Origin of the sequence: Salinarchaeum sp. IM2453, from assembly GCF_019693215.1 — an archaeon.
Lineage (GTDB): Archaea > Halobacteriota > Halobacteria > Halobacteriales > Salinarchaeaceae > IM2453.
The window spans coordinates 1,085,839-1,103,058 of record NZ_CP081183.1; the positions used below are offsets into that span (position 1 = coordinate 1,085,839).

General features: G+C 46.9%; 12 protein-coding genes and 3 CRISPR repeat arrays (1 of these 15 only partly in view). Of the genes, 11 read left to right on the forward strand and 1 reads right to left on the reverse strand.

Annotated elements, in window-relative coordinates; translation table 11 throughout:
• Window positions 1-5: 5 nt before the first annotated feature.
• The 3 genes from K0C01_RS05135 to K0C01_RS05145 all read left to right on the forward strand — a co-directional run bounded on the left by K0C01_RS05135 (window position 6) and on the right by K0C01_RS05145 (window position 4,058).
• Window positions 6-1,919: a DUF2075 domain-containing protein gene (locus K0C01_RS05135; RefSeq protein ID WP_221170953.1), complete on the forward strand. Its 1,914-nt coding sequence runs from the start codon at window positions 6-8 to the stop codon at window positions 1,917-1,919.
• Window positions 1,920-2,038: 119 nt separating this feature from the next.
• Window positions 2,039-2,656: direct repeats of the CRISPR family, unit length 36 nt; unit sequence GTTTCAATTTCTGTTGAATTTACTTTGTACTGAGAC.
• A gap of 108 nt (window positions 2,657-2,764) precedes the next feature.
• A complete protein-coding gene (locus K0C01_RS05140) occupies window positions 2,765-3,094 on the forward strand; it encodes a hypothetical protein (RefSeq protein ID WP_221170954.1) in 330 nt (109 codons plus the stop codon).
• Complete coding sequence (locus K0C01_RS05145) at window positions 3,087-4,058, forward strand: hypothetical protein (RefSeq protein ID WP_221170955.1); 972 nt, start codon at window positions 3,087-3,089, stop codon at window positions 4,056-4,058. The genes K0C01_RS05140 and K0C01_RS05145 overlap by 8 nt, the downstream gene beginning before the upstream one ends.
• Before the next feature lie 330 nt (window positions 4,059-4,388).
• Window positions 4,389-6,051: a CRISPR direct-repeat array (repeat unit 36 nt; unit sequence GTTTCAATTTCTGTTGAATTTACTTTGTACTGAGAC).
• A gap of 171 nt (window positions 6,052-6,222) precedes the next feature.
• Here K0C01_RS05145 and K0C01_RS05150 read toward each other — a convergent pair.
• A complete protein-coding gene (locus K0C01_RS05150; protein WP_221170956.1) occupies window positions 6,223-6,870 on the reverse strand; it encodes a helix-turn-helix domain-containing protein in 648 nt (215 codons plus the stop codon).
• Between the two features lie 254 nt (window positions 6,871-7,124).
• Between K0C01_RS05150 and cas6 the strand changes: the two genes are divergently transcribed.
• From cas6 to cas2, 8 genes are read left to right on the forward strand one after another with little or no spacing between them, the layout of a single operon-like run.
• Window positions 7,125-8,027: a CRISPR system precrRNA processing endoribonuclease RAMP protein Cas6 gene (gene cas6, locus K0C01_RS05155; protein ID WP_221170957.1), complete on the forward strand. Its 903-nt coding sequence runs from the start codon at window positions 7,125-7,127 to the stop codon at window positions 8,025-8,027.
• Entirely contained in the window at window positions 8,024-10,621 is a 2,598-nt protein-coding gene (locus K0C01_RS05160; RefSeq protein ID WP_221170958.1) for a type I phosphoribosyltransferase, read from the forward strand. The genes cas6 and K0C01_RS05160 overlap by 4 nt, the downstream gene beginning before the upstream one ends.
• A gap of 24 nt (window positions 10,622-10,645) precedes the next feature.
• Window positions 10,646-11,620, forward strand: a complete 975-nt coding sequence (gene cas7d / locus K0C01_RS05165) for a type I-D CRISPR-associated protein Cas7/Csc2 (RefSeq protein ID WP_221170959.1) — start codon at window positions 10,646-10,648, stop codon at window positions 11,618-11,620.
• Between the two features lie 17 nt (window positions 11,621-11,637).
• Window positions 11,638-12,372 (forward strand): hypothetical protein, encoded by a 735-nt coding sequence (locus tag K0C01_RS05170; protein ID WP_221170960.1) that lies wholly within the window; start codon window positions 11,638-11,640, stop codon window positions 12,370-12,372.
• Between the two features lie 6 nt (window positions 12,373-12,378).
• Window positions 12,379-14,442 (forward strand): type I-D CRISPR-associated helicase Cas3', encoded by a 2,064-nt coding sequence (cas3, locus tag K0C01_RS05175; protein WP_221170961.1) that lies wholly within the window; start codon window positions 12,379-12,381, stop codon window positions 14,440-14,442.
• Window positions 14,423-15,052 (forward strand): CRISPR-associated protein Cas4, encoded by a 630-nt coding sequence (gene cas4 / locus K0C01_RS05180; protein WP_221170962.1) that lies wholly within the window; start codon window positions 14,423-14,425, stop codon window positions 15,050-15,052. Before cas3 ends, cas4 begins: the two co-directional genes overlap by 20 nt.
• On the forward strand, window positions 15,045-16,088 hold the full coding sequence (cas1, locus tag K0C01_RS05185; RefSeq protein WP_221170963.1) for a CRISPR-associated endonuclease Cas1: 1,044 nt from the start codon (window positions 15,045-15,047) through the stop codon (window positions 16,086-16,088). The genes cas4 and cas1 overlap by 8 nt, the downstream gene beginning before the upstream one ends.
• Entirely contained in the window at window positions 16,085-16,363 is a 279-nt protein-coding gene (cas2, locus tag K0C01_RS05190) for a CRISPR-associated endonuclease Cas2 (RefSeq protein WP_221170964.1), read from the forward strand. The genes cas1 and cas2 overlap by 4 nt, the downstream gene beginning before the upstream one ends.
• A gap of 110 nt (window positions 16,364-16,473) precedes the next feature.
• Window positions 16,474-17,220: a CRISPR direct-repeat array (repeat unit 36 nt; unit sequence GTCCCAGCACAAAGTAAATTCAACAGAAATTGAAAC); it runs 109 nt beyond the window's last position.

The window sequence follows — 17,220 nt, forward strand, 5'->3', positions numbered from 1 at the left end:
CGACAATGCTGATCTATGAGAATACTGTCGAAGGCCTGCTAGATGATATTGATGCCGACCAACTGGTAGAAGAAATCGATGCTGCATTTGCCGAACAGGAGATCGGTGGCGTCAGCCCCGGCGAACGCCAAGCATGGCGAAACTCATTCCAGTTTATTTACCGCACTCTTCTGCGAAGTGATGTCCCAAATGATGTCGGAGTAGCTATCGAATTTAAGATCCCACTCACATCCAATCGCGTTGATCTCATGCTATCCGGGCGTGATGAAGAAGGAAACGAGAACGTTGTCGTAATGGAGTTGAAACAGTGGGACGGCGAGACGACCCAGCGAGTAGAAGGAAATGATGGCATCGTGGAAACATACCTTGGCGGTGATATCCGAAAAACAACGCATCCAAGCTATCAGGCCTGGTCGTACGCAAACTTTCTCCATGACTTCAATGTAGAGATTCAAGAACGTCCGATTGACCTCCATCCAGTTGCGTATCTCCACAACTACGAGCCAGAATATCGGGATGAACTGGAAAATCCAATCTATGCAGAGTATACCGAAGAAGCTCCAGTGTTTCTTAAAGGTGAAGTTCCTGAGCTGCGTGCGTATTTAGAGGACCGACTTGCACACGGCGATGAGGGCGAACTTCTCCGCACTATTGCCGAGAGTGAACTTCGTCCGAGCAAGTCGCTGCAGGATGTTATTCTCAGTATGATCGAAGGAAACGAAGAGTTCACACTACTGGGCTCGCAGAAGGTTGTTTTCGAAGAAGCCATCGAACTGGCTCGGCAGGCAAACGAAAACGACGAGAAACACGTTCTCATTGTTGAGGGAGAGCCCGGAACTGGGAAGACGGTCGTTGCAGTCAACATTCTCGTTGAGTTGCTTCAGCACGATCTCACTGCTCAGTATGTCTCAAAGAACCAGGCCCCTCGAGAGGTGTACGAGCAGAAGCTTCGACAAGGAGATCTTCTTGTCAAAGAGATCAACCACCTGTTTACTGGGGCTGGAAGTTTCGTTGATGCTGAGCCAAATGAGGTGAATGCACTGATCGCAGATGAAGCACATCGACTTAACGAAGAGTCGAATTTCTTCGGACGTGGCGAAAACCAGATTATGGAAATCATCAACGCATCTCAGTTTAGCGTCTTCTTCATTGACGAAAGCCAGCGTGTGCACATCAAGGATATCGGATCACGAGAGGAGATTCACAGACATGCAAATGATCTCGGAGCGGAGATCACTGAAATGACACTGGACTCCCAGCTCCGGTGTACTGGCTCCGCAGACTACATTACGTGGGTCGATGATCTACTGGAGATTGAACCAGCACCCTCTGTTCGTGACGGACAAATAGACTATGACATCCAGTTGTTTGATGATCCACAGACACTTCATCAGGCTATCGAGAGAAAAAACGAACAGGAAGGACTCTCACGCGTTGTTGCAGGGTATTGCTGGGATTGGAACACAGACCATCAAGATGACCCAGAGTACGTTGACATTGAGATCGGAGACTACGGACGAAGCTGGAACCTTCAGGTCGACGATCCATGGGCGATTGATGAAGGATCAATCGATGAAGTCGGGTGTATTCACACCTGTCAGGGATTGGAGTTCGAGTATGTTGGGGTAATCATTGGTCCAGATCTTCGCATGGAAGATGGCGAACTTGTCACTGACTTCCGAGAACGAGCTGGACAGGACTCATCAGTACATGGCATGAAGAAGATGTCCAGAGAGCAGCCAGAAAAAGCGCAAGAGCTTGCTGATGAGCTAATCAAGAATACATATCGGACACTACTGACTCGAGGAATGCAAGGCTGTTACATCTACTGCTGTGACGATGACCTACAGGAATACGTTCGAAGACGAATCTCGCGGCTGCACAAACAAGCAAAAAGCAGACTACAATCTCAACAGTAACAAGTCGATGTGTGCGCCTCTGTGATTTTATTAAGAACAAGCACAATAATGGTTACAACTATATTCGGTAAGATTTCTAATCCATCAAGATGCGTCAGGAACGCCTGAGTCACGACGATGTTTCAATTTCTGTTGAATTTACTTTGTACTGAGACGCGAAGACTCAGTTACCGTCGATCTGGAGGAGGGAGAATCGTTTCAATTTCTGTTGAATTTACTTTGTACTGAGACTCTGTGGTTGTGTTTGGACCTGCGACGAAGCCAATCCGACGTTTCAATTTCTGTTGAATTTACTTTGTACTGAGACTGTGGCTTCACCCACGAGGACAACCGCCCGTCGCAGGTTTCAATTTCTGTTGAATTTACTTTGTACTGAGACTGACGGCTTTGGTGGGTAGGTGTCCATATCAGTACGTTTCAATTTCTGTTGAATTTACTTTGTACTGAGACACGCAAAGCATATCGCAGCAACTGGGCATTAGCGAGTTTCAATTTCTGTTGAATTTACTTTGTACTGAGACCGTCTGCCAGGTGTTCCGCCGTTATCTCTCTGTCCCGAGTTTCAATTTCTGTTGAATTTACTTTGTACTGAGACACTATTGGTGTGTCCGTACCGCTAAGAAAACCTGTTTCAATTTCTGTTGAATTTACTTTGTACTGAGACAAGAGCCTCCCGAGCATTTCAGGCAAGTCTTCAAGCAGTTTCAATTTCTGTTGAATTTACTTTGTACTGAGACATTCCGGCGTACAGACGACGAGGGCGTGTTCCGAGGAAAGGTTCAGGATTCACACCCTGATTCGTAGGAACCAACATCCTTTCGCTACCTGAGAGGGTAACAGATATTATGAGTACAGAACACGAGTACCGACTACCGGAAGATCGGCATGTTGAACAGCCTGAGATGATAACCAAGCCACTCGATGTCAGAGACAACGGAAAGTCAAAGTACGTTGTCCTTCCAATGCCTTTCGTCAGGGATCTTGAGTTGATGGATACGTTGGTTGACTGCTCAGTTGTGTTGAAAGATGGCACTATAATCGAGATGCGGGATAGACCAATCTCCACACAACAGTTCGTTATCCCGTATCACCGAACAGTTCACTATGGCATCGAGGAAGGTGACGAGGTTCGAGTAGCTATTGAGGGTATTGTCACCCGTGATCGAGATGACTGAGATCGAACCGCCGGAATGGACGGACATCTTCGAGCATCCAAGTGTGCTGCTGATCCTCGGTTCCAGAGGTTCAGGAAAGACCGCACTTGGACATCGGCTGCTTGAGGTGTTCGCCCACGGGAACGACGACATAGATGCGTACATCATGGGCTTTCCAGCAGAAGAGGCTGACCGCCTTCCTGACTGGATTGATCCGCTACCCTCGGCAATTTCGATGGATGACTGGCCGGAAGACTCTGTAGTGTTGCTACACGAGGCTCACCAGATCATGCACGCTCGACGGTCGATGGACGTGGAGAACTTAGAGATTGACCAATTGCTCACTGTCTCCCGACACCGTAACACCACGGTTATCACCGAGACACAGCAATCACAACGGCTGGATCGGAACGCTGTTACTGCGGTTGACGGCGTTATTGTTCGAGAGCCAGCCCTTCTCCAGTCCGAGTTCGAGCGCAAGCAGGTTCGGAAGATCATCAAGCGGGCTGATGACGTGTTCGATCAGTATGTAGACACAATCGAGACAGAACAGTACACATGGAGAGAGAAATCCGAGGCTGCTCAGAAGACAGCGTTCATCCACTCAGAGCGGTTTGTCGGAGAGTACCCACACGACATTCAGTTGGCCGACCACTGGTCAGAGAGTATCAGCACAGTCTTCTCTGACGCTGCTGCGGTAGATGAAGAGGAGTCTGGTAGTGGTCAAGACCTAAACGACGGTGATAGAGAGACGCTTGAGACAATGGCCGAGAAGTTGGCTGATATGGCTCCGTTACAGGACTATGAAGGGATCGAACACGATGATATTCCACGACAGTATGCGTGGAACAACCTGACTTCATTATCTCAAGAAGGATTAGCTGAGAAGACACTGGATACAAACTCAGTTACGCTATATGTGTTGACAGACGAAGGGTGGGCGAAGAGTTCCGTCGAAAAACCCGACAATCTCTACGAAGAATAGTATCCGACGTTACAGCGTGCCGTAAGCACGCTTGAGATCACGACTGACATCTTCTGCCTGAGCAACGACCTTGAGACACTGTTGGTACGTGTCGATTGAGTCGAACTCAAAGATGTCGAAGTTGGCATTAATCTCGCCTTCTACGTGATCGAACTGGTGATTAGCACATGCAGTATTCAGTTCACTGATTTTTCCATAATCGACAACAGACCTAATCTCGTCTGCAACATTTTTATCCTGAGCGAGCTTCCGGCCAGTCTGTCGAAGGCTGGCGATAAGGTCTGGATTTCGACGGACAATACGGCGGAGTGCCTCGCTCTTGTTAACACCGTTTCAATTTCTGTTGAATTTACTTTGTACTGAGACCCTCAAGCGACCACTGACTCTCGCCAAAGTCGTCCTCCCGTTTCAATTTCTGTTGAATTTACTTTGTACTGAGACAAATTGAGTTACGAGATACACTGCCGTCAGACCCCGCTGTTTCAATTTCTGTTGAATTTACTTTGTACTGAGACCCGACGACGGCCAGCCGCTCAATCGGTGGGTGGCCGAGGTTTCAATTTCTGTTGAATTTACTTTGTACTGAGACTATTGGACTGAGGTCGACGACGGCAACACAACCAGCGCGGTTTCAATTTCTGTTGAATTTACTTTGTACTGAGACTATTGGACTGAGGTCGACGACGGCAACACAACCAGCGCGGTTTCAATTTCTGTTGAATTTACTTTGTACTGAGACCTAGCACTACCCGACGGATTGCTGGATGAGACTGATGTGTTTCAATTTCTGTTGAATTTACTTTGTACTGAGACAACTAACCATGGACTTAGACCACACACTCTTGGACGACATCGTGTTTCAATTTCTGTTGAATTTACTTTGTACTGAGACAGCGGGGACCAGTCACGAACTCCCCGGCTGGATATTGTTTCAATTTCTGTTGAATTTACTTTGTACTGAGACTTCGAGCATCCCGTCCTCAACAGGATCGTTTGTGTCGTTTCAATTTCTGTTGAATTTACTTTGTACTGAGACGGTCACTTGGCAGAGTCAAGGACTATATCACGGATCATGTTTCAATTTCTGTTGAATTTACTTTGTACTGAGACGCTTCGTTCCAATCGGGAAGCGTCGCCAGCGTGACGTTTCAATTTCTGTTGAATTTACTTTGTACTGAGACGCTTCGTTCCAATCGGGAAGCGTCGCCAGCGTGACGTTTCAATTTCTGTTGAATTTACTTTGTACTGAGACCACCGCGATCACCGTATCGTCCCGCGAACCCGAATAGTTTCAATTTCTGTTGAATTTACTTTGTACTGAGACCACAAAGCGATTCTGAGCCCGAGAAACACCGCTCACGTTTCAATTTCTGTTGAATTTACTTTGTACTGAGACCCCCCCAACACCAGCGGCGCCGCGGCCGCCGCCCCGGTGTTGTTTCAATTTCTGTTGAATTTACTTTGTACTGAGACACGCCCGCTATAATATGGTATGGAGAAATGCCCTCCAACAGGTTTCAATTTCTGTTGAATTTACTTTGTACTGAGACGCTCAAACACAACCACAGACGGATGCAGTCGGGCAGTTTCAATTTCTGTTGAATTTACTTTGTACTGAGACGGCGTAACCGACCACTGAGCTGCGCGTTTCGTCAGCATCGTTTCAATTTCTGTTGAATTTACTTTGTACTGAGACTGTCGCGCTCGTACTGGATGCCGAATGGGACGAACAGGTTTCAATTTCTGTTGAATTTACTTTGTACTGAGACAACTCTGTCATTGTCACATCAAGCGTCCCGGCAACGCCGTCGTTTCAATTTCTGTTGAATTTACTTTGTACTGAGACCCGTCAACAGAACACCAGGTAAGTCAATTGAACGTGGCAGTTTCAATTTCTGTTGAATTTACTTTGTACTGAGACGAGCCAGTGGTATAGCACCAATCCGTCCGGATGCGGGTTTCAATTTCTGTTGAATTTACTTTGTACTGAGACGGTATGTGCAAATTGCTGTAGCAACGTTATAAAGTTTTTTCAGGTAGTCTAAGCATCTCAGTTTGTCGTGACCGGGGGCTGTCAACTTCATTTATAAACCTCCACTATCTTTAGACAATATTTGCTGGCTTCAGCCAGCTGCTCTGAATATAGTCCGTTTCATGGTGCAGCTCAAGAGTTCCGAATCAGAAGCTTTCCGGTTGGCGTTGGTGCCACCACCTTTCGTTTACTTGCCTGTTCAGATCTGACTAATCCGCTTTCTTCTAGCATCTGTACGTGTCGACTGGCAGTACTCTCAGAAATCGAAGCTTCCGTAGCGATATCTGATATGGATAGTGGTGCTTTTTGAGTGCCAAGAATTTGGAATGTGTCCTGTGCACGAGGTGGGACGGCGGCTGTCAGTTGTGGAAGGTCAACCGGTTCTGCTGCGTTTTGTGTATCTCGAAAGAGTAATACATCATTTAATTTGTCAGCATGTGCTGACACTGCAATAATAAACGGGACATGGATGTCCGTCGCCCCACCCCCAATACAGGCAACTGGTGGTTCTCCAGTGGTAAGGATCTCGCTACATTGTTCGACAGTATGTGAAAACCCGTCAGTCATAAGAGTACGATGTGTCACTTCAATATTTGATGCCACTCCGCGAAGAGTTGATTTAACATCACTAACTGCACTTTCTGCGCGATGTTGTGCTGTTGAATCGGGTTGTTCTGGTTGAAGCAGTACCAACTGGTCTCCCTGCGAGAAGCCATGTGCGATAACTGGCTGAGTTACTCGATGGCTACTGAATCCCAGTGGTGCTACGAACCGTGTCATGTTCTACAAAAAGATAATTCTTCTATAATAAATATTTTAGCCATGTAGTGACAGCCAGAACAATCTAAAAATGTAATATCCCTGCAAATCAGACGGATATACACGGTTAGTTTGCATCGCAGTGCAACTCAATGGAAAATATACCGATTTCATAGTAGAGTTTATTGCTTATTTGTCCCTAATTGCAATAGTATTAGATATCCATAATTTTTATTTGACAAGAAGAAAGTATGTACACATGAGGTCATGTTGATATGCACAGACTGACCCTGACACTTCGTCCGAAGAATGGAACGTTTCCCGTTCCATTCTCAACTGGGCCACAGGTTTATTCTGGACTATTATCGGTGTTAGATGCGGTTGACGAGGAGTTAGCACAAACCATTCATGATGATCCTTTTTCATCGCTTGTAAACAGTGGCCTGCAAGGACACTTTGATCCACATGGTGTGGAACATGATTATCACCAGTTGTTATTGGATAAACCATACCGGCTGCACTTGGGGATCACCCATCCGAGTGACGATGAGTTGTTCGAGGCGCTCGTCCGAGCTTTTGTGATTGAAGATCGTTGTCTTCCGCTTGCTCACGGTGAATTGTCTGTAGAAAGCGTACAGTCAGACTCTACAACGCCAAATGAGCTTCTTAACCATGCGAGTGAACTCGTTGACGGAGGAGCAGCCGGGGTTCGATTTCAGTTTATCTCACCAACCTGTTACCAGCGATACGGTAATGTCTGGGATGTATATCCCGACCGGACAGAATTGTTCCCCCATCTTGCAGATCGCTGGAATGCTATGGTGACATCAGAAGATCTTGAAATAACACCGACAGCTGAAGCAGTTGGACGGGAATTGTACACAGACGTTGACACTGGTGCATACGATATTCACAGTGTCGTTGTTCATCGATGGAAACGTAATTCAGCGGAGTCTGAAGGCCAAACCGCCGCTACAGACGGTGGGGAACCCAGTAATGCCAAACAGTGTCAGGGGTTTGTTGGATCGTGGTCGTATCGATTCAAACAGGCCTCCACCGCGACAAAACACGCAGTTGTTTTGCTTGGCTTATTTGCTGAATATGCTGGGGTCGGCCGACACAATGCTCGTGGTGCTGGAACAGTGCAAACTGATATTATAGGGGTCGATGGATCATGAGTGAGCAACAATCAACGCTGTCTGTCGAGAGTCATAATGCAGATGCACTTCAGAAGGCTGCTAATACCACTGAACGGGCTCATCGGCTAATTGTTGGGGTTGACGATGACACTGGATCAGGAATTGCCGGACGGTTGATCAAGCATACAGGCTCACATCCAGGAAAATATAATCCGCCTGTTGCGCTCTCGACGCACATCATCAATGCAATGATTGCTGGTTCGACGACGTACATCTATGATCGGATTGTGCGAGACGGTGAGTCAATTGATATTGAAAAGCTCAGGCTACTCATTGGAGCTCTTGCGCTACACGATGCGAATAAGATTGTTCAGGCGTTATATGATCCCCCGTTTGACACAGACCAGAATACAGAGGATGTTATTGACTATTACTTCGACCAAGGCGATGTGCTAGGTGTACAGCAGATCCTTCCTGGTGAGAAACAGTCTGAGCAAAAGCGGGATCGGATGGATCTTAAATGGTTGATCCAGCGAACAGAGACAAATGATCAACGGAGAGGGACCCGGATGGAATCAACCCCACGGGCTCGCTCACTGGAGAGGTATTGTCGGATAGGTGATGGACTTGTCTCAAAAGTGGGAGTTGATGGAATCGGGTCCGGAGCAGACTGGCTAAGTAAGTTTTTCAGCGATGAGAAAGGTCACGTCCATCTGTTAGAGTTCACTGAGATCGAGCAGCCGATCCTGAACGATCACCTGATAGCCACGGTCAAACAGGTCATCGAAAAAGGAGTGTCTGCCGGGCAGCAGGATATTCCTACCCAGGGTGTCGTTTTAGGAAGCAGTCCAAGTGGCGTTCTGTATCTTGGATCTCCAATTGATCGCGATGCGCTGAAACATGTTGTTGAAGACCACGTGATGAAGCGGATCACAGATATGCATGATTTCAGTGCCAAAACAAACTGGAATGCATTTGAGTACGATATTTTGTCAGAAATCGACATTCCGTTCGATGACAAGCGAGAAACTATAGCAGAAGGATATGCTGAGACGCTTAGACAGGGCAGCGGAACAGATCACGAATTTGAAAATATTCCTGATAACTTTAAGTCCACGTTGCCAGAACTTGCTAAACTAGTATTCCGTGATCAAAATTACGAGGACGCATTTGCTGACTATCCTGCCATGGAGAATCTCTGGCAGCAGATCATTGAAGGCGACGAGTATAATGCATTCAGCCGAAAGATCGGATTTATTGCAGAGTTGCTCCGACACTGGGAAGGAAGTGTTCAAGACGCGGCTGATGCTGATACAGTCCGTGATGAACTAACAGATTTTGCAGAAGATCACCGTGAAGGACTTAAAGAAGATCTCACGCCTGATTCCGAAGCCGGTTCAGTAATCGTTAGCCGGTTCTTTGGAGAACTTGAGACAGACATATCGACCCCAAGCGGGGGTGAGATGTGCTTCCTCTGTGGCAGAGCTGCGTCACGAGAGTTTAAGAAGGGTAACAATGCATTCTACAAAACGAACAGTTTTTCAAAGCGAGTGGCTCCAGAGGAAGCATATAAGCGGATCTGCCCCGTGTGCAATCTTGAACATGCATTACTACGAGATGCTGTCGAGGATCATGACTACTCTGTTGGACCGGATATCGAGATTGCATTCGTATATTACGATGAATTTATCGGAAACTTGTCTGTCGGAACTGGTGGAACCCCGAACCGGCTTGTTCGGTCTTTACTATCACCAGATGATAGTGAAGAAGGGACAGACAGGCTCACGAATCCTGACCTGGTAGCCTCTTCGTTTGAGGCTCAGTATCATTTACAGCCGTTGTACATCGATAGTGAAAATACTCGCCTTCGATCAGTCCGCGAACTGCTCGAAGAGGTTGTTTCAGCGGGATTCAAAGTGGTGCTTGGAAAGCCATTTACTCGGTTTAAACCACAGGATGCACTATTCGTTGATTTTAATTCAACTCGAAGACAGACAGCCTTTGGAGCAGACCGTGTTGAGTCGTATCAGGAATTGCAGCGGGTCTGTCGGCTTTTTGATATCCTTCGAACTGTTGCTGAAAGCAGTGATTACAGTGGGGGCAGAGAGCTAATCAGCATTCCAGAGGACAGTTTTGTCCCGATTGCTGATCTGGTCGCCAGAGAAAGCGCAGCCCCAATGTCGGTCAGAGAACAGGCACACAAACATTTCCTTGAAAATCCACATCACGATCAATATATGCAAATGCGAAATGTCGCCCAGGAAGGGATTGACCTGTACGGGCACGAGTACGATAGCAGACACAAGAAAACCAAGATTTTCAGACTAGCAGTTGACGCAACACTCGACGGCCTAAACCGTGGGATGGAAGTTGATGAATTACAGGAACATGTTGCTGGACAGATATACAAAACAGCACAGGAAGACGCTGGATTTGCGAAGACAGAGCAGGCAACCGCATTTACTGAAGCATTATTCGAGTATCTAAAGGTTAATGACTCCTTCGACAAGGCATCGCTGAGTCAACGTCGGAACACATTAGCAAATACATACTTGTTTGCATATGATCGGCTGTTATCCGAATACCACGCAGATGACGAAGGAAAAGATGAATCGAATAAAGAACCAGCATAAATTCCAACACTCAATAACATATCCATGACTATAAACACAGTCTCAGATCTTGAAATTCCGGAGAAAGGCTTCATCGACCAGTACGACTTCTACATGCGGCGACGCCCATCGGTGACGTTAGCTGTTGAACGAAAAGTTGTTGATCCACTGCTGATTCGTAATACCGAACAGGACCGTGCAGAGACGCAGGTTATCGCAGGCAAGACTCGTGCACAGTCAAATCCTGAAAAGTTTACCACCAAAGAACGATTGACAGGACTTGATCTTCTTCGGCGCATTGACGAGGATGACGACTTGATACATGAAGAGTATACATATAACGAGCCACCAGCTCTGGATCATGCAATCAACATGGATGCTCTCACATACGGGATCACCGGAACTGGTGACCAAGACTATGGGATGAAATCGCGTCTGTTTACGGGCTATACGTATACAATCGGTGAGTATGATATTATGAATGAGGAAGTCCGGAACAAAGCATACGAGTCTGGCACGATGACCGATGAGGACGGAGAGCATTCACAGGGCTTATTCAGTCAGGTTCGAGTTCAGCCGGGGAACTCGTTTATGCACTTTTTAACGATTGAGGCAGGCACACCTGCGATGTTAGCCTACGTGCTTCACAATGTACTCAATACGCACGGATACGGCGCTCGAGAGACTCGAAGTGGTAAGACCGTCGAGAATCACATTCGAGCAGTTATACTCTCAGATCATCCAGCACTACTTTCAGTTGGCGAGTTCATCGATCAGTTTGATCCGGATCCAGAAAGCGAAGATATCGGTCGACACCTCGGAAACTATTTACGTGCAAATGAGAGGGCCGACTGGGAAATCTACGGCGACGGCGTGGTCCGTGACACTGATCCGTTCCCAGACTGGTTTAAGCAATTAAAGGCAATCGCTGGCCGAAATCGCGCAGACTCTACCGAGATTTTAGCTGAGTCACTTGCCGAGGAGACTAGCGCAGCAAAAGAGAACATTCCAGAGGCATAAGACGGATTTCAGAATCCATGTCAGCAGCGATTAACGCGTATACGTACGACGCTACTCTCTATGCACCCCTGTTTTACGCCAGTAAAGAGGGGAGTGTGATAGAAACAGATCCCACCATTGCGGCGACAGCACTGATGCATGCCATTGGGTATGACTACTACGATCTCGAGAAACGATATGCTCTCGTCGGGGATGATGCAACATCGCCTGCCTACGAGCGATTACAGTCTCTTCCCTTCCTCGTCAGCGAAATGGTTCCAACTGAAGAAGTACAGGCAGAGGAGCGAACATTTCGAACGGTCTCGTACGCTACTGAACGAACGGTTGTCTCACAGGATGGCAGTGTTGGTGAGTTCATTAGAGGAACAAAAAAACCAGTTCCACGAAGAATTGAAGGAAGTAACTCAGGGTGGCATAAAGTTCGGAAATACATCGGATTACCTCCGGGAACCTCATTTGAATTTACTGTTTGGGCATCTCCAGATAATGCACCACCCGAGCGGTTGGGCTTCCGAACTGGGATTAAACGAACGGGTGAGTTTAGAGCCGAACGTCGTAATGAGCCAGCAGATACGGTAACACTGAATCAATACCTGCTTCAGTCGGTGTATGACATTGATAATGACTTAATATACGGTTTGATGGAGCGATCTGATGAATACCAGCGGGGTAACGATGTTCGAACAAATCGTTTTATCGATGTGGACAGACCGTGGGCTGAGCAAAAAATAGTCAAAAGTATTATATCATAAGAACAAATGTCTGATCCTCCAGCATCGACGTATCTCATCGGCGGGGCCGCTATGCCGACAGTGTCAACACCGGCGTTCAAGTATAATCCGGCTCGAAAGTTTCAACATAAAGCGCTTGAGTGGATCCATGACGACGATCGAGAGCCTGTTTCGGTCCTGACCGCACCGACTGGCGGGGGAAAAACAGCAGTGATTGCAGCATTAGCCGATGCCTCTGAACAGACTCTGTGTGTTTACCCGACGAACGCACTGGTCAACGCCCAAACGGCCGCACTTGAACAAGAGGGGCTTGAGGTTATCCGGGTGACTTCGGAAACACTCGAAGGCACAGGTGATGAGCGAGCACAACACCTTTTATCAATTGCCCAACGCGGCCAGCGCGGGAACCATGATGTGATGGTTACAAACCCAGATATTCTACAAGCAATCATTCAAGACATGTACTTTTCACCAGGTGACCGCATTCTTCAATTTTACAGTCTGTTTGATGCAGCTGTGTTTGACGAGTTTCATTACTACGATGAGTTATCAGCTAGCGGACTGTTGATGCAAATTAAAGTTCTCTCTGAGCGCGGCAGCTACATCGATCCGGGTGATCTTGGCAAGCGCAAGTTTCCGCAGATTCTCCTTTCCTCGGCAACGCCAGACAATTCGTTTATTGAACACATCACGGATGATCTTAATCTGACTGTTCGACATGTGACTGGTACGGTACAAGCATGTGATCTCCAGACGAGTAGTGATGCTCCATCTGCTAAATCAGACCTTCTGTACAATTCCAGTGAAAAAACACCAAACAAGATAGACATAGATGGTATCGATCCAGCAAGCACCGCTTTGGATGAAGTCAAAAAAACAGTTGACCCATCACAGCGCTTCCGGTTCCCAATGCGGGTTAATCGCTGGGATCAATATATCATGGATGATCTTAATGCCGTCGTTCAACGGCTACGGGAAACGGTAGAGGATGCATACGAAGGCGGAGAACCAGTGGCAGCAATTATCTTTAACAGTGCAGCGCGAAGTAATGAATTCCAGCAATATCTATACGAGACAGATCAATGGTTGTATGAGCAGACAGCAAAAGACAATGGCTATGACACTGGTGCAGACCGAAGCTTACCGGATGAGTTTGCAGTGCTAAATACTACGAGTAAGGGTGAAGTCGGGCTCGACTTCGACATTAAGCGTCTTGTGATGGTTCGTCCGTTCACTGGTACAGCATTTATCCAGCGCATCGGACGAGCAGGACGGCAATCGCCGGCAACTGTTGACGTATATGGACTGGACGATCCAAATTGGCCACCAGTACAATCATACCCAGACTTTCTTCGACGAGTGCTTGACGTACATTCAGATTCAGCGCTTAACAGAGAACGGCTTCGCGAGGTTATCGGATTGCGAGCAGCACGAGCACTCAGATCTCGATTTGAGGGTGATCGATACGCAAATGATGATATCTGGGACGATTTTGGAGACCTTCCACGTCAGTCGCACTGGCGGTCATTTTTGGATGCTGTTGAAGATGCAATCGATCACATGAACGAGTCAGTACTACCGCCATTTGACCGAGCTGGTAAGCGAACACTGCACGCTATACAGGAAGCGGTCAAAGGGCTTGATTCGCTTCGAGGCCGGACCATTTCGCACCCTGTCACGTATCCGTTAGGAGATGGTTCTGATCAGACTGAATATGACCTACTCCGTGCACTTCAACACTATACAATCGATACCATAAGTCACGACCAGCGACTTCATCTTAAAGACACAGACGAAACTGGCTCACTCAGAGGGATATACTGTGGATTCCCTCAGGATGGAGATGGTATCGATCTCACTCGCACAGAGTGGCAAATAGAAAAACAGCTTCAAGAAGGATACCTTCAGCAAGCGTCTGGCGCAGATCTTTCCGAAGCAGATGTTAGTAGTGGGATGCTCCAACGGTTTTTTGATGTGTTACCATTATCTGCTGCTCTGGTGCCAGAGAAGATCCAAACTTCACAGTATCTGATCACCTGTAACACTGAGTACGGTGGGGTGAAGGCAATCGATGACCAACATAGCACATAATAACAGCGATCTGATCCATGTCAGCGCCCTGAATCAGTATCTGTACTGTCCAAGACGACTTTGGTACTATCGATTTTACAATCCTAATGATCGGTCTTCTGATCTAGTCAAAGGACAAGCCAAACATAGAAGCCAAGCCCGGCGAGAACAGCAGTTTCGAGAGCAATACTTTGCGGCACCAGTGATTAGCCTTCACGGGCGAGTTGATCTCCTTGAGACTGATTCCGAGCAGGATTCTCAGACCCTGACACCAGTCGAGCGAAAAAGAGCATCAAGTGGTCAATATTATTGGAACGATGAAGTACAGCTTGCTGGATACTGCATGCTAATCGAGCATGCGACACCAGATGTAGAGAACATCGACTCTGGGATCATCTACCTGTATTCAACTGACCAGCGGCATGAAGTACGTATTACCGAAAAACACCGAAATGCTGTTTCAAGCACAATCGAATCAATCAGAGATTTAGCCCCTGGCTCACCACCTGATATCGTTGATAATTCAAACAAATGCCAAGGATGTTCTATTCGCCATCGATGCTTGCCAACAACCGTTTCAAAGTTCGAATCAGCGACTAACAAAGCCAGTGAAGGGATTACTCATGACTAATGCAACACCAAGTCCAGACCCTCGTCCGCCTCTTGATGATGTGTTACTCTATCTCACAACACAAGGCACGCAATTAGGGACTCGAGAGGGACAGTATGTTGTTCGCGACCGTCGTGATATGGCTGATAACGACTCGAGGCAATCTGCACAATTAGCTAGTTTTCCTGTCGAGCAAATTGAGACGATTAATATATTTGGCAGAGGAATTGATGTTACGTCTCCTGCGCGAAATAAAGCTAATAGCACTGGAACGGTTATCAACTATTTTACAACGAACGGCGAATTTCAAGGACGGTTTATTCCAAGTAGCTCGTCAGTCGCAATACTACATCAACAGCAACATACACTCACAACTACTGAAAAGCTCACAATTGCTCAAGAACTTGTTACTGGAAAAATAAAAAATGCCATCCGATACCTCAAGCGGAAGGACGCTCTACTAGCAGATAACGATGAGTTCTCACAAGCCATCGCACGGGCTAAAGATACTCAGACACTGAATGAGCTTCGCGGAATTGAAGGTAACGCTGCCAAAGCGTTCTATCAGCAGTACTCAGAGACACTCAAAGATGGATGGACGATCAGCAACCGGTCCCGACGACCTCCTGAAGATCATGTTAATAGCCTTCTCTCGCTCACATACACATTTCTGGAACGTGAGACAGAAACTGCGCTTCGGCAGGTTAATTTGGATCCATATGTAGGTATTTTCCACACAAACCGACACGGGCGTCCAGCTCTGGCACTTGACCTTCTGGAGGAGTTTAGACGAGCCTTTGGGGATCCACTCGTTTCCCGACTAATCAATCAAAATCACTTCTCGCATGCTGACTTCACTGCCGAGCACAAACTTACAGATGACGGTTTTGATCAGTATATCGAACAGTATGACATGTACATGGACGAAAAGTTAACACACAATACTACTGATCGAAATTTAACGCGTCGGGAAGTAATTCGACTACAAGCCCACCTCCTTCGAAAGCGAATTACATCCGATATTGACCAATACCGTTCATTCGTGATTACACAATGACCAGCCGATACGCGATCGCGTATGATGTAACCGAAGATCGCCTCCGAAGACAGATTCGTCAAGCCTGTAAGCGGTACGGAGCGCATCAGCAATACAGCCTCTTTGAGGTGAAGCTTACCCCGACCGAACGCGCGAAACTTGTAGACAAGCTTGAATGCTTTGTAAGAGAAGCACAGGAACCAGCACACATCCGAATATATTCTGTGGGCCCTCGATCAAACGATATCGATATCCCAGAGATTGATGACAGTGATGAACCAGCAAATATTGTCTAAAGATAGTGGAGGTTTATAAATGAAGTTGACAGCCCATGGTCACGACAAACTAAGATGCTTAGACTACCTGAAAAAGCTTTATAACGTTGCTACAGCAATTTGCACATACCGTCCCAGCACAAAGTAAATTCAACAGAAATTGAAACTTCATCCAAGTTTACGGGGGTAGAGACATAGGCAGAGAGTCCCAGCACAAAGTAAATTCAACAGAAATTGAAACAGCTTGATCGAGAGATGCCGACTTACCACTACCCATACAGTCCCAGCACAAAGTAAATTCAACAGAAATTGAAACTCGCTTATCCCAAGTTGTTCTGAAATGCTCATTTTGGGTCCCAGCACAAAGTAAATTCAACAGAAATTGAAACGACGTGGATCTCTTGCCCCTGATTCCAGACGCGATCAGCGGGTCCCAGCACAAAGTAAATTCAACAGAAATTGAAACTGATGTGAGTGCGTCCGTGAGTGAAAACTCACAGAGGCGTGTCCCAGCACAAAGTAAATTCAACAGAAATTGAAACTCAATATATGGCGTCGTGACACTCCGATCATTCAGATCGTCCCAGCACAAAGTAAATTCAACAGAAATTGAAACATGGCCGGTGACGCTGATCCCAGTACGACCGCTGGGTCCCAGCACAAAGTAAATTCAACAGAAATTGAAACGTGCGCCAGACTGCAGTGCCAGGTATGCGTGTTTGATGAAGTCCCAGCACAAAGTAAATTCAACAGAAATTGAAACCGAGAAGCTGAAACACATCCGCAAACGCATCTCGAACGGTCCCAGCACAAAGTAAATTCAACAGAAATTGAAACCGATATGGAAAGACTGTTCCCCGGTTCAAGGAACAGCGTCC

Excerpts from the sequence above, each read along its gene's own strand:
- K0C01_RS05140 (WP_221170954.1), top strand. The coding sequence starts at position 2,765 with ATGAGTACAGAACACGAGTACCGACTACCGGAAGATCGGCATGTTGAA.
- cas3 (WP_221170961.1), top strand. The coding sequence starts at position 12,379 with ATGTCTGATCCTCCAGCATCGACGTATCTCATCGGCGGGGCCGCTATG.
- K0C01_RS05150 (WP_221170956.1), bottom strand. The coding sequence starts at position 6,870 with ATGACACGGTTCGTAGCACCACTGGGATTCAGTAGCCATCGAGTAACT.
- cas6 (WP_221170957.1), top strand. The coding sequence starts at position 7,125 with ATGCACAGACTGACCCTGACACTTCGTCCGAAGAATGGAACGTTTCCC.
- cas2 (WP_221170964.1), top strand. The coding sequence starts at position 16,085 with ATGACCAGCCGATACGCGATCGCGTATGATGTAACCGAAGATCGCCTC.
- K0C01_RS05135 (WP_221170953.1), top strand. The coding sequence starts at position 6 with ATGCTGATCTATGAGAATACTGTCGAAGGCCTGCTAGATGATATTGAT.
- cas7d (WP_221170959.1), top strand. The coding sequence starts at position 10,646 with ATGACTATAAACACAGTCTCAGATCTTGAAATTCCGGAGAAAGGCTTC.
- K0C01_RS05170 (WP_221170960.1), top strand. The coding sequence starts at position 11,638 with ATGTCAGCAGCGATTAACGCGTATACGTACGACGCTACTCTCTATGCA.
- cas1 (WP_221170963.1), top strand. The coding sequence starts at position 15,045 with ATGACTAATGCAACACCAAGTCCAGACCCTCGTCCGCCTCTTGATGAT.
- K0C01_RS05145 (WP_221170955.1), top strand. The coding sequence starts at position 3,087 with ATGACTGAGATCGAACCGCCGGAATGGACGGACATCTTCGAGCATCCA.
- K0C01_RS05160 (WP_221170958.1), top strand. The coding sequence starts at position 8,024 with ATGAGTGAGCAACAATCAACGCTGTCTGTCGAGAGTCATAATGCAGAT.
- cas4 (WP_221170962.1), top strand. The coding sequence starts at position 14,423 with ATGACCAACATAGCACATAATAACAGCGATCTGATCCATGTCAGCGCC.